Origin of the sequence: Campylobacter concisus (assembly GCF_902460715.1) — a bacterium.
Lineage (GTDB): Bacteria > Campylobacterota > Campylobacteria > Campylobacterales > Campylobacteraceae > Campylobacter_A > Campylobacter_A concisus_AK.
This window is the reverse complement of record NZ_CABPUX010000003.1, coordinates 142,059-155,311: the sequence shown is the minus strand read 5'-3', so window position 1 is coordinate 155,311 and position 13,253 is coordinate 142,059. Positions and strand designations below refer to the sequence as shown.

The following is a 13,253-nucleotide window of genomic DNA, read 5'->3' as shown; positions in this document are numbered from 1 at the left end:
GATATACTTATTTGAAAATTTGCAAAAGAGATAGAAGATGAATGAAATTTTAAAAAGCATAAAAACCCCAGCCTACGTCTGCGAAGAGGCAAAAGTACGTAAAAATTTAGAGCTTTTAAAGTATGTAAAAGAGCAAAGCGGAGCTAAAATTTTAGTAGCCCTTAAAGGTTTTGCATTTAGCGGAGTGATGGATATGGTAGGCTCGTATCTTGACGGAGCGACTTGCAGTGGGCTTCATGAGGCTAAATTTGCGAGCGAATACGTAAAAGGCGAGATCCACACGTATAGCCCAGCCTTTAAAGATGAGGACTTTGATGAAATTTTAAAAATTTCAAAGCACATCACGTTTAACTCTTTTGCGCAGTGGCAAAAATTTAAAGGCATTGCCCTGCAAAATGGCGTTATCTGCGGCCTGCGGGTCAATCCAGAGGTCTCACTAGCGCCAACCGATAGCTACAACCCATGCGGTAAATTTAGCAGGCTTGGCATCACGAGGGCAAATTTTAAGCCAGAGCTTCTTGAAGGCATCACTGGGCTTCATTTTCACGCGCTTTGTGAGGAGAGTGCGAGCAGCTTGCAGGTTGTGCTAGAGGCATTTGAGGAGAAATTTGGCGAGTTTATACCAAAGATGAAGTGGATAAATATGGGCGGCGGCCACCACATCACAAGGGCTAATTACGACGTGGAGCTGCTTATAAAGATAATTAGGCGCTTTCGCGAAAAATACGGCGTGGAGGTCTATCTGGAGCCTGGCGAGGCTGTGGGCTGGCAGACTGGCTTTCTGATAAGCAGTGTGCTTGACATCGTACATAACGAAAAAGATATCGCCATACTTGACACCTCAGCCGAGGCGCACATGCCAGATACTGTGCTCATGCCTTACCGCCCAGCCGTTAGAGGCGAGAGTAAAAACGGCAAATTTGCTTATAGATTTGGCGGCAATACCTGCCTAGCTGGCGATATAGTGGGGCTTGAAGCGGGTGATGCGGAGTATAAATTTGATAGCGAGCTTAAAATTGGCGACCGAGTCATATTTGAAGATCAAATTCACTACACCATCGTTAAAAACACGACGTTTAACGGCATAAAACTGCCTGATCTGCTGCTTTTAAAAGAAAATGGCAAGATAAAGATGATCCGTGAATTTGGATACGAAGAGTATAGGCGCAGAAACTAGGCTAAAATCTATTTTTAAAGGTAAATTTGGCTTTTTAAATTTAGGTCAAATTTATCTGGCTTGCAAATTTCGAAAAACAGCTTAAACTGCTTAAATTTAAAAATTTATCTTGAAGCTATTTTCGTTTTCAAAATTTAAACTTATTAAATTTGGCAAATTTATAGCTAGGCTCCAAAATGATTTAAATTTATTCTCTACAAAATTTATCTTGACACTTTTTGCTAAAGCTATCTTAGCTTGTTATATTTTTTAAAATTTAGCAAATTTCTAACTTTATCAAAAAGTCACAAGATATTTTAAATTTAATACCCATAAATTTTGGCAAATTTATCTATCTTTGAGCTTTTTTGCCAGTTGTATTCGGTCTCGTTTGCGATCTTTTGGGCTAGCTCCTTGCCAAAATGATCACTGATAAAGCCAAGCGCCATATCCATGCCAGCAGCCACGCCTGAAGCTGTGTAAAATTTACCTGCTCTCACCCACCTGGCGCGCTCTTGCCATTTTACAGCTTCGCCGCAACTTTTTACCCACTCAAGCGACCTTTTATTTGAAGTAGCCCTTAAGCCGTCAAGCTCTCCGGTGCGAGCGATGAGAGCAGAACCCGTGCATACACTTAGGCAAATTTGAGATGCTAAAACGCACTCTTTAAGTCTCAAAATAAACTCACTATCATTCACAAGCGTCCTCGTGCCCTGACCTCCAGGGAGTAGCAAAACGCTCTCTTTTGGCATCTTACTAAGCTTTTTGGTCTTTATAAAAAAGCCTTGCTTGCTTCTTTTCATCCCGCCATCAAACGAGACGTAGCTTATCTTCATTTTAGGCGCCCTTGCTAAAAACTCCACTGGCCCCATGAGATCAAGCGTCTCGTACTCATCAAATATAAGGCAAAAAAGATGCATAGTGTGGTCCTTTTTCGGCTAAAATTTGGCTTTATTTTAGCTAAATTTTCAGATCAAAAACGCTAAAAATTAACAAAACTTAAATGTTTTTTATAAAATTTTTAGTAATCTTTTTTGCTAAGGTTTGCTTGTGATTAGCTCTGATATAATAGCCGCAAAACGGCATAGCTGTGTGATTTTAGCATATTTAACCAAAGCTTAAATCATTTAAGCTTTAGCAAATAAAGGAATAAAATGACGAGAATTCTTACTCTACTTTTTACATTGTCCGTTGCGGCAATGGCCATTGAAGGACCAACTGGTGTCAATCAATTTGACAGCACCATTTGGGCAGCACAGAGGATAGAAAATATCAAGCCTTATGAGCATGGCTGGGGCCCGATATTTACTTTTATACAAGGCAACGACTACTTCGCGATAGCTGCACTTTCTATCATTTTAGCTGTTATCGGCGCGTTCGTGCTACACTTCTTGATCATCGGACCAAAACACTTTAGTCACGATGGCAAAAAAGTATTTGCGTTTTCACTGATCGAACGTATAGCTCACGGCTTAGCTGCGATCTCTTGGATCATCTTAGTGCCAACTGGCATCATCATCATGTGGGGTACAGAGCTTGGTGGTGGCACATTTGTGCGTTTCTGTAGATACTTGCACGATATAGCGACTATTATATTTGCTATTTCTGTGCTTCCTATGTTATTTGCTTGGACTATCAGAATGCTTCCAGCTGTTTATGACATCAGATGGATGATGATAGTTGGTGGTTATCTATCAAAGAAGAAAAAACCAGTCCCTGCTGGTAAATTTAACGCTGGTCAAAAGGCATGGTACTGGATCGCTATCCCTGGTGGTATCGTGATGATCATCACTGGTGCGATCATGTATTTCATGGATATTAAAGAGCCTGCAGTTGCTAGTTGGTTTGGTATCTCTCAAATCGATCTTTTAAGATATAGCGTAGTTATCCACAACTGCCTTGGCATCGTCTGTGCGGTATTTTTCTTAGTTCATATTTATATGGCTGCGATCGCTATACATGGCGCTATCTGGTCAATGGTCACTGGATACAAAGAAGAAGAAGAGGTTTATGTACTTCACCACTACTGGTATCAAGAGCTTGTTAAAGAAAACAAGATCCCAGTATCTGACTACGAAAAATCTTACACAAATTTAAAATAATCAACCTTGACCTTGCGACTTACGCAGGGTCAAACTCTCTTTTATAGCAAATTTCACAGCACAAATCCTTTTAAAAAATTAATATTTTTTAGCTATAATCCAAAATCAGTTTCAAGGTTTGAAATACTAATCACAAAGGAAAAACAATGACAAGAACAATTGATTGCAGAAATTTAGAGTGCCCAAAACCAGTCATCATGACTAAAAACGCACTTGAGGGTTTAAACGAGGGAGAGAGCCTAGAGATCATCGTAAATGCTCTAGCTCCCAAAGAAAATATCTCAAGATTTTTGAAAAATCAAAATATAGAATTTAGCCTAGAAAGCAACGGCAATGAGACTAAAATTCTAGCCATCAAGGGCAAAAGCGCACTTGAGCTTACAAATTTTGATGAATTTGTCTGCGACATAACACCAAAAAATGAAAAAGTGCTCTATCTAAACGAAGAGCGCGCAGGTAGCGGTGAAGTTGGCATAAATTTGCTATCAAAATTCCTAGGCGCACTTCTTCAAGTAGAGAAAAAACCAAAGATAATCATCTGCGTAAATAACGCCGTTAAGATGACGACAAACCGCTCACATCCAAGCTTTAAGCCGCTTAAAGATCTTGAAGCTGCTGGCGTTCAAATTTTAAGCTGCGGAAGCTGCTTGGAGGCTTATAAACTAGTAAGCGATCTTGCAGTTGGCGAAATTTCAAACGCTTATGAGATCATCGACATACTCTCAACTCACGAGCAAATCAAACTATGATCTATCACGACAAAAAGCTTACGCAGTTCGTTAAAGCCGCTGGTTGAGCTGCTAAGCTTGACCCGTCGGGTCTTCACAAAACGATTAGTAGTTTAAATTTATCTCATCCAAACCTGCTCTCAAGCATCGGCTCAAACGAGGACGCGAGCGTTTTTAAGCTCTCAGACGATCTTGCGCTCGTTCAGACGCTTGACTTTATCACGCCAGTAGTCAATGACCCATTTATCTATGGTCAGATCGCTGCTGCAAATAGCCTAAGTGACGTCTTTGCAATGGGTGGTGAGGTGATAAACGCCCTAAATATCGTGGGCTTTGATAGCTGCAACCTTGCACCTGAAATTTTAGGCGAAATTTTGCAAGGTGGAGCCGATAAAGTAAGAGAGTGCGGCGGCGTCATCGTTGGCGGACACACGATAGAGACGCAGCAGATGTATTATGGGCTAAGCGCGACTGGCAAGGTGAGCCCACAAAATTTCTGGGCAAACAATACAGCAGAAGTTGGTAACGTTTTGATCCTTACAAAGCCTCTTGGCAGCGGCATCTTAAGCACAGCGATCAAGGCTGATCTACTAAGCATGGAGCAGATAAATGAGGCCGCAGGCATCATGGCTCAGCTAAATTTCTACGCTCTAAAAGCGCTAAGTGGCATCAAAGTTTATGCGGCAACCGATGTGACTGGATTTGGCTTTTTAGGGCATTTGAGCGAGATGTTAAACGACAAGATCAGCTTTAATGTCTTTGAAAAAGATGTGCCAGTGATCGCAAGTGCGAGAGAATTTGCCGATATGGGTATCATCCCAGAGGGAAGCTACAAAAACCGCGAATTTGCAAAGCATTTTGTGAGCAAAGAAGCTGATATCTTGCTATATGACGCGCAAACTTCTGGCGGACTTTTGCTAGCTGTTAGCGAGAACGACGCGAGCTTAGCTCTATCACGCCTAAAAGAGGCTAGCTATGAGCGCTCAGCCATCATCGCAGAGGCGATACAAAAAGGCGAGTTTGATATATTTTTAAACTAACTCTAGGCTAAATTTAGCCTATTTTATGGCCAGCTAAAGTCTGGCTAAATTTCTTTTAATTTACCTAGTCGCTTTATAATGTCAAGAAATTTAACAAAGGAGATATGATGAACTATCTTGAAATTTTAAAATTTCGTCACGCTTGCAAAATTTTTGACGAGAGCAAAAAGATAGTTTGACTTTATCCTAGAGGCTGGCAGGCTAAGCCCAAGCTCGACTGGGCTTGAGCAGTGGGACTTTTTGGTCGTGCAAAACAAAGAGCTTAGAGAGAAGATCAAAGCCGTTTCTTGGAACCAAGTGCAAATCACCTCTTGCTCGCATTTGGTTGTCATCTTAGCAAAGATCAAAGAGGTAAAAGTTGGTAGTAGCTATATCAATAAAATGATCGCTAGAAGGGCTGATAAAGACCCTGAAGCTATCGCTGCAAGGCAGAAATTTTATCACGACTTTTTGCTATCAAATTTCAAAAATGACGATGAGCTAACATTTCAGTGGTCACATGAGCAGTGCATGATAGCTGCGACAAATATGATGAACGCAGCCGCAAGCCTTGGCATAGATAGCTGCCCGATCGAAGGCTTTGACAGACACGCTTTAAATGAAATTTTAGGGCTTGATGAGAGCGAAAAAAGAGTGGCTATCGTAGTGCCATTTGGCTACCGTCTAAATCCACAACCTGAAAAACTACGCAGACAAAGAGCCGAAGTAGTTACTTGGATCTACTAAGTCACGGGGCAAAACGCCCTGTGATCTCTTTAAATTTAAACAAAAAGGCATTTTATAAGCTAAAAAAAGTAAATTTGCGTTAAAATCATGGCTAGTTTTAAAAAGCGAGGCTTAAATTTAATGCAAAAAAATAGCGCTAAACCAGTTTTGCAGATTTTTAAGAGGTTCTATGTAAAGATAGCACTACTTATTTTTGCCTTCATCTTTCTTGCACTTTTTGTCATATTTGCTGGCATAAACGATATAAAATATGAAATTTCAACGCTAAATTTAATCACTAGAAACAATATCGTGAGTACATTTGTAGAGGTAAAAGACAATATCACCACAAAGGCAAGACTCATAGCAAACGGCGTAGAGCCATTTTATGAAGATACTGTTGTAAGTAAATTCTACACCGCTTTTTACGTGATAGCAAAAGACAACTCCTTGCTTTATGAGCGTAAATTTGAGGGCGCTTTTGAGCTACACGACTACGATATCTCGTGGTTTTCAGATATCAAAGCAGGCGAGTTTAGGCTCTCTGATAGATTTTATAAAAATAGACGCTTTAAAGATATCTACATAGCTTACGGGCTAAAAAATGGCAATAAAATTCTCGTTCAGCTAAATCCAAATCTTTTAAAAAACAAGGTCGATACAGGCTACAATAAAAACCTTGCCGCATACGTCTTTTTGGTCGATAAAGATGGCAACCTCTCAAGAGATGAGTTTTATAGAAAATTTATAAAAGAAGACTTTAACAAATACATCTCGCAAGGTGGCGAGTTTAAAGCTGACAAGATCATTTTTATACTAAAGGATATGAATTTTTACAAGATCAGCTACCTAGAGGAGCAAAAGCTATTTGTCATAACAGGCTCTAGCAGGCAGGCACAGATCTTTATCCAGCTGGTTCTAGTCGTACTTTCGTTCTTGTGTTTTGTCGCATTTAGCATACTTTGGCTACGTGATAACTCATATATAAAAGATAAAATTCTCTCTCCATTTATTAGAATCGCTCTTTTTGCAGCAGATAAAAGTAAGCCAGCTGATGAAGAATTTGACATAAAAGAATTTACCTCGCTAAACAACAGCATCAAAAAACTCTACGAAGATAGAGATAAAGCTTACGAGACGGCACAAAGCTACGAGAGTAGATTTGGCTATGTCTTTGAAAAGAGCTTTTTAAAGATCGTGGTCTTTGACGCTTATACTGGCGTCATCACGGACATTAGCAACGCTCTTTTAGAAAATCTAGGCTACAAAAAAGATGACGTAGCAGATCTAAATATCAAAGAGCTACTTGAAGAAGAGTCTAAAAATTTAGCAGAAAATAGAGAAAATGCTATCAATAATGATCTATCGTATGAGGCTAAGCTAAGGCGTAAAAATGGCGAGATAATCGACGTTTTAGCGACCCAAAGTAGCTTTGAGCTAGAGAACACAAGGCTAAATTTCATACTCATAAAAGATATCACTCAAGAAAAGATGACGCAAAGAAATGACGATATCATCAAAAGCTACGTCTTTTTATCACCAAATGTCATCGCAATAGCTTCGGCACAAGAGCCATTTTTGATCATCCAAAGCACAAACAATGTCGAGAGAATTTTTAACGTCCAAAGCCAAGGTCTCATAAATTTAGAAGATATCATCGCAAGCGAGGATTTTGATAGCTTTAAATCTGCCGTGCTAGCAAGTAAAAAAGCCTTTTTGCAAGCAAGCTTTAAAAATGAAGAGCTAAATTTCATAGCAAATATGACAAACGCTTACGGAAAGAAAATTCCATTTAAGATAAAGGCTAAATTTATCGATGCAGAAGGGCAAAAGGTCATCTACTCATTTACCGATCTTAGCGATATGCTAAAGCTTCAAGAGAGATTTGAAAAGCAAAGCAAAGAGAGCAAGGCTCTGCTTTGGGCGAGTGAGGCAAATGTCTTTACTTGGGATAAAAGAAGCGACATGCTCAACATCTCAGACGAGCTAAGTAAAATTCTTGGCACGCAAAGCACTCTAAATTTCGAGCAAGCAAAGTCGGTCTTTGTCGATGAGTTTGATAGTTTTTATAGCTTTTTTGAGAGCTTAAGAGATGCTCAAACATACATCAAAGATATCAAGCTTTACAGTATAGATAAAGAAATTTTACACTTTAGACTAAGGGCAAAAGCGCTTGAATACGACGAATTTGGCGAAGTAAGCTTGATAAAAGGCACGTTAAGAGACCTTAGCCTAGAAGATAGCTTCTTTGTCTGCCAAGACCTGCTTGCAAAAATTTTCTCATTTAGCAAAGAAGAGGTCGTCTTGCTTGATGAAGAGATGAGGGTTATTGACGCAAATGACGCATTTTTTGAAAGTGCGGGCGCAAAAGATAGCGTATATCTAAAAGATATCACCTTTATAAAGCAAGGCTTAAGCGATATAAAACACCAGATCATAGAGACTATAAACCAAGGTGGCTCGTGGAGTGGCAAGGTTTGGAGCGAAAATAATAAAAACAAAAGCAAGCTTGAAGTCATAGAAATTTTACCGCTTATCGATGCGAACGAGAAAAAAACTGGCTATATCATGCTAGCAATGCTTGCAAATAACGAAGCGCAAAATGAGAAATATCTAGAATTTATCGCATATCACGATCCGCTCACAAAGCTACCAAATAGATTTTTACTCTACAACAAGCTAAATTCTCTCATACAAAAAAATGAACAAAAAATAGCCGTCATCTACCTTGATATGGATGATTTTAAGAGCATAAATGACAACTTCGGCCACCAAATAGGCGATAAATTTCTAGTAGCTATCTCTGAAAAGATAGGTGCTATGTTTAATGGCAAAAATATCTTTGCAAGGATAGGCGGAGATGAGTTTGTGGGCGTCATAAACTACGAAAATTTAGGCGAAGTCTATGAGATAGCGCAAAATATGCTAAGGCTAGCTTCAGATGAAGTAAAGATAGACGAGCTAAAACTAAAAGCAAGCGCTAGCGTAGGCATAGCCTTGGCTGATAGTGAGCTTGGGGCTGATGATGTGCTACAAAGAGCCGACTGGGCGATGTATCAAGCCAAGATAAGTGGCAAAAACAGAAGCTATACATTTGATGCGAAAAAAGATGTCTATTTTAAGAGCCAATACGAAGATGGCTCAAAAATTTTAAAAGCGCTTGACGCTGGTGAGATGTTTTTAGAATTTCAACCTGAGATCAGCTTTAGCACGGGCGAGACTTTAAGTTTTGAAGCGCTTATTAGATGGAGAAAAGATGGCGAGATCATCTACCCAAGCGACTTTTTACCACTTATAAAAACAAGTAGCGCATCGAGCAATATCGCTTTATTTACGATAAAAGAGGCGCTTTTAGCAAGAAAAATGTGGCTAGAAAATGGTATAAGCGCAAAGGTTCGCGTAAATTTAAGCGTTAAAAAGCTCTTTACGGAGGAGTTTTGGCATAAATTTAAAGCGATATTTGACGAGGATAAAAGCCTTGATCCAACTGGGCTTATCATCGATGTTATCGACGCTGCAACAGCTACAAATTTAGAAGTTTTAGAAATTTATGTTAGAAAGTATAAAGAGCTTGGCATACACTTCTCGCTTGACGACTTTGCCTCATACTCAAGCTCGATCGAAGCTCTTGGTATGCTAAAGACAAACCGCTTTAATATAGACAATAAATTTTGCAAGCATATCTTTAACTCAAAAGAGGCGCTTGAGAGCATAAATATGATAAGGTTTGTGGCTGATAAATTTGGACTAAATGCGACTATAAAAAATATCGATGACAAAAGAACGCTTGAGTTTTTACTTGGTCTTGGCTTTGATAAATTTCAAGGTAACATTTTCTCATTGGCGCTTTTGGCAAAAGATGCTGCTTCATTTAAATTTGAAAGACCATATCTACACATAAAAGACTATAAAAATAGCGAAAATTTCGAGCTTTTCAAAGGCTTAGTCGTGCTAAAAGAGCTTGCAAATGAAGTGATAGCAAATTTAAATCAAGACGACAAACTAGCACAAAGCCTAAAACAAAAAATAGAAGATGAGATAAAAAATATAGGTAAATTTAATCAAGAAATTTCTATAAATTTAAGCAAACTAGCAAGCAGTAGTGACAGCGGCGAACTCTATAATCTAGCCGTGTCCATCATCAAAGAGTGCGATATAAATTTAGGTTTTAGTAAGGAGATAAGAGTTGAGTGATGTAAATGTTTATGAGCACGAGATCCCAAACGGAAGCAAACTTTACTTTGCAAAAAGTGCGAAGTTAAAGAGAAAAATCGAGCAAAAAGCGAGTGAAATTTTAGAAGATGAAGGTTTTAGCGAGATCGTAACGCCGTTTTTTTCGTATCATCAACATCTAAGCGTAGATGCGACAAATCTTCTGCGCTTTAGCGATAGTCTAAACCACGAGATAAGCCTAAGAGCTGATAGCACGGTTGATACCGTTAGAATCGTGCTTAGAAGACTTAAAGCGAACGAGCCAAAGAGGTGGTTTTATATACAGCCAGTCTTTCGCTACCCAAGCCAAGAAATTTATCAAATAGGCGCTGAGCTTATCGGCGAAAACGACATTTTAAAGAGCATAAATATAGTAGCAAAGCTCTTTAGCGAGCTTGAGATCGGCGCTTGTTTGCAGCTTAGCAACATGCAAATCCCAAGGATAATTTGCGAAATTTTAAACTTAGAGATAGAAATTTTTGAAAACTCATGGCTAGAAAAAATTTTAGCCCAAAACGTGCCTTGGCTTAGCAAACTAGCCCTTTTAAAAGACGCTAGCGAGCTTGATGAGATAATAAATTTAGTCCCTGATAAGCTAAAAGAGGCGCTGAAAAATTTACAAAGCGTAGCCAAATCACTAGAATATAAAAATTTAAGAATAGTTCCGCTATATTACTCAAAAATGAGATATTATGATAGTTTATTTTTTAGATTTTTAAAAGACAACGCCATCTTAGCAAGTGGCGGAAACTATGAAATAGACGATATTTCAAGCAGCGGGTTCGCTGTTTATACTGATGCATTGATAGAAGAAAAAATTAATTTAAGGAAGTAAGAATGAGAAAGGCTGATTTAGTAGTTGGTGTTCAATGGGGTGATGAGGGCAAAGGCAAGATAGTTGATATGCTAGGACTAAACTATGACATGATTTGTCGCTCTCAAGGTGGCCACAACGCTGGTCATACGATCTGGGTCGATGGCGTAAGATACGCACTTCACCTTGTCCCAAGCGGTATTTTGCACAAAAATATCATAAATATCATCGGCAACGGCGTCGTTGTCTCTCCAGAGGTACTCATCACTGAGATGGCGCAGTTTGACAACTTAGAGGGCAGACTTTATATAAGCGACAAAGCGCACTTAAATTTAAGCTACCACAGCCAAGTCGATCAAGCAAAAGAGCGCTTAAAAGGTGAAAAAGCGATCGGAACGACTGGCAAAGGCATCGGACCAACATACGCAGACAAGATAAGCAGAAGCGGCCACAGAGTTGGCGAGCTACTTGAGCCAGAGCGCTTATGCGATGCTTTGATGCATGATTTTGAAACAAACAAATGCGTATTTGACGCTCTTGGCGTAAAGATACCTGAAGAAAATGAGCTACTTGAAGAGCTAAAAAGATATAAAGAAGTTCTTGCTCCATTTATCGCAAACACTACAAATTTAGTTTGGAAAGCGCTTGACGAAGATAAAAAAGTCCTACTTGAAGGCGCTCAGGGCACACTTTTAGACATCGATCACGGCACATATCCTTATGTAACTAGCTCAAATACCATAAGCGCTGGCGCTTGCACAGGCCTTGGACTAAATCCAAAAGAGATAGGCAAGGTAATAGGTGTCATCAAAGCATATACAACTCGCGTAGGACACGGACCTTTCCCAACTGAAGACAAAGGCACGAGCGGCGATAAGATGTGTGAGATCGGTAAAGAATTTGGCACAACAACAGGCCGCCGCAGACGTTGTGGTTGGTTTGACGCAGTAAGCGTAAAATACGCTTCAAGGCTTGATGGCGTCGATACCTATGCGCTTATGAAGCTTGACGTGCTTGATGGCTTTGAAGTGGTAAAAATTTGCAAAGCATATCAATATAACGGCGAGACGATAGACTACGTGCCAACAGATCTTGAAAATGCAACGCCTATCTATGAAGAGCTTGCAGGCTGGGATAGCGTAAAGGGCATCAGCAGATATGAAGACCTACCAGCAAACGCAAGAGCATATATCGAGCGTATCGAGGAGCTAACTGGCGTGAAGGTTGGCTATATCTCAACAAGCCCTGAGAGAAGCGATACGATCATTAGATGAAAAGTAAATTTACCTCCGTCGTCCGCGTCAAAAAGCAGGAGATGGATAAGGTAGAGGCTAAGCTCGTCGTTGCTAGGCTAAATGTAAGAAATGCCGAAGAAAAAATAGCACTCTTAAGGGCCAAGCTTAACGAGTTTAGCCTGCCAAAAAGTGGCAACATAGGCGAGCTAAGAGAAAATTTAGAGCTCATAAATATAGCAAGAGCCGAGCTAAGCGCCTGCAAAGAGAGCTTAGAGATAGCAAAAAAAGAGGTCTTGCACTACGAGCACAAATATAAAAATGCAAATTTAGAGTATGAAAAGATGAAATATCTAGAAAAAGAAGAATTTAAAAAAGAGATAAAACGCATACAAAAGGCTGAAACGCTTGCTCTTGATGAGTTTGCGGTTATGAAATTTGCAGCCAAAAGCGAGGCGTGATGAGAGCTGCTTTACTCTTTTTTATGGTCGTAAATTTTGCATTTTGCTTTGAAGTGCCGGTTGATTGCACTCAGATCTTTGAAGCTAGAAAAGAGGAAATTTCAAAGGAGCTTGAGGTCATCGACGAGCAGCGCCAAGCCCTAGAGGTCTTTCGAGCAAGCTCGGCTGCAGCTTATGAAGAGAACAACAAAAAGCTTGCCAAAAAAGAGGCTGATCTGAATGCGACGATGAAAGTGATCGAGCAAAAACGCAAAGAGATAGACGAAGTTGTCGCTAAAAATGAGAAAATTTTAAAAGAGCTTCGCACGATGACGACTGATAAAGTCAATGAATCCTACGCCAAAATGAAAGATGGCGCAGCAGCCGAGGTGCTCTCGCAAATGCCTAGATCAAACGCAGCCACTATCCTTTACGCCCTTGATGCAAAAAAGATCTCAACCATCATGGCTAAAATGGATCCAAAAGTTGCCTCTGAAGTGACTGCGCTACTTCAAAAAGGGCCTCCATTTGTAGATGAAAAAGGCGATATGCCAGCTCCAGCTGGAAGCATAAATATGCAGTAAATTTAATTTACTGCCAATCTAAAAAACTAAATTTAACTGATAAATTTAACCTATTTGCTAACTCATCTCTTATTTTTACCCCTGCCCTTGTTGGCTTTAGCGTGCAAAAAGATGAGTTTTGGTTTAAAGAGCTTAGCGGTGTTAGTCTAAGCGCGGATGTAGTGATAAATACCAAAAACGAGAGCCATAAATTTAGTGGCGATGTGCTTTTTACACATAGAGGAATAAGTGGTCCAGCGA

Annotated in this window: 10 protein-coding genes and 2 pseudogenes; 11 read left to right on the top strand and 1 reads right to left on the bottom strand. The window is 39.7% G+C overall.

Translation table 11 applies throughout. The features are described 5' to 3' along the window. Window positions 1–37: 37 nt before the first annotated feature. Complete coding sequence (gene nspC, locus F3G91_RS09510; RefSeq protein ID WP_149701415.1) at window positions 38–1,177, top strand: carboxynorspermidine decarboxylase; 1,140 nt, start codon at window positions 38–40, stop codon at window positions 1,175–1,177. 302 nt (window positions 1,178–1,479) lie between these two features. Here nspC and F3G91_RS09505 read toward each other — a convergent pair whose 3' ends face one another. Next, window positions 1,480–2,076, bottom strand: a complete 597-nt coding sequence (locus F3G91_RS09505; protein WP_149701414.1) for a DJ-1/PfpI family protein — start codon at window positions 2,074–2,076, stop codon at window positions 1,480–1,482. Window positions 2,077–2,310: 234 nt separating this feature from the next. Between F3G91_RS09505 and F3G91_RS09500 the strand changes: the two genes are divergently transcribed. The 10 genes and pseudogenes from F3G91_RS09500 to F3G91_RS09455 form a co-directional block, all read left to right on the top strand. Continuing rightward, window positions 2,311–3,258, top strand: a complete 948-nt coding sequence (locus tag F3G91_RS09500) for a formate dehydrogenase subunit gamma (protein ID WP_149701413.1) — start codon at window positions 2,311–2,313, stop codon at window positions 3,256–3,258. 146 nt (window positions 3,259–3,404) lie between these two features. Next, a complete protein-coding gene (gene yedF, locus F3G91_RS09495) occupies window positions 3,405–4,007 on the top strand; it encodes a sulfurtransferase-like selenium metabolism protein YedF (RefSeq protein ID WP_012140414.1) in 603 nt (200 codons plus the stop codon). Next, window positions 4,004–5,026, top strand: a complete 1,023-nt coding sequence (gene selD / locus F3G91_RS09490) for a selenide, water dikinase SelD (protein ID WP_188116830.1) — start codon at window positions 4,004–4,006, stop codon at window positions 5,024–5,026. The genes yedF and selD overlap by 4 nt, the downstream gene beginning before the upstream one ends. A gap of 107 nt (window positions 5,027–5,133) precedes the next feature. After that, window positions 5,134–5,752 (top strand): annotated as a pseudogene (locus F3G91_RS09485) (NAD(P)H-dependent oxidoreductase). Window positions 5,753–5,872: 120 nt separating this feature from the next. Next, window positions 5,873–9,925: a diguanylate cyclase domain-containing protein gene (locus F3G91_RS09480; RefSeq protein ID WP_223227866.1), complete on the top strand. Its 4,053-nt coding sequence runs from the start codon at window positions 5,873–5,875 to the stop codon at window positions 9,923–9,925. Then, the gene (locus F3G91_RS09475) at window positions 9,918–10,778 is read left to right on the top strand and encodes an ATP phosphoribosyltransferase regulatory subunit (protein WP_002941488.1); all 861 of its coding nucleotides are present in this window, start codon (window positions 9,918–9,920) and stop codon (window positions 10,776–10,778) included. Before F3G91_RS09480 ends, F3G91_RS09475 begins: the two co-directional genes overlap by 8 nt. Window positions 10,779–10,780: 2 nt before the next feature. Next, window positions 10,781–12,031: an adenylosuccinate synthase gene (locus F3G91_RS09470; protein WP_149701411.1), complete on the top strand. Its 1,251-nt coding sequence runs from the start codon at window positions 10,781–10,783 to the stop codon at window positions 12,029–12,031. Beyond that, a complete protein-coding gene (locus F3G91_RS09465; protein WP_103639079.1) occupies window positions 12,028–12,450 on the top strand; it encodes a flagellar export protein FliJ in 423 nt (140 codons plus the stop codon). The genes F3G91_RS09470 and F3G91_RS09465 overlap by 4 nt, the downstream gene beginning before the upstream one ends. Further along, a complete protein-coding gene (locus tag F3G91_RS09460) occupies window positions 12,450–13,013 on the top strand; it encodes a MotE family protein (protein WP_103639078.1) in 564 nt (187 codons plus the stop codon). The genes F3G91_RS09465 and F3G91_RS09460 overlap by 1 nt, the downstream gene beginning before the upstream one ends. Before the next feature lie 5 nt (window positions 13,014–13,018). Then, window positions 13,019–13,253 (top strand): annotated as a pseudogene (locus F3G91_RS09455) (hypothetical protein); the annotation flags it as partial.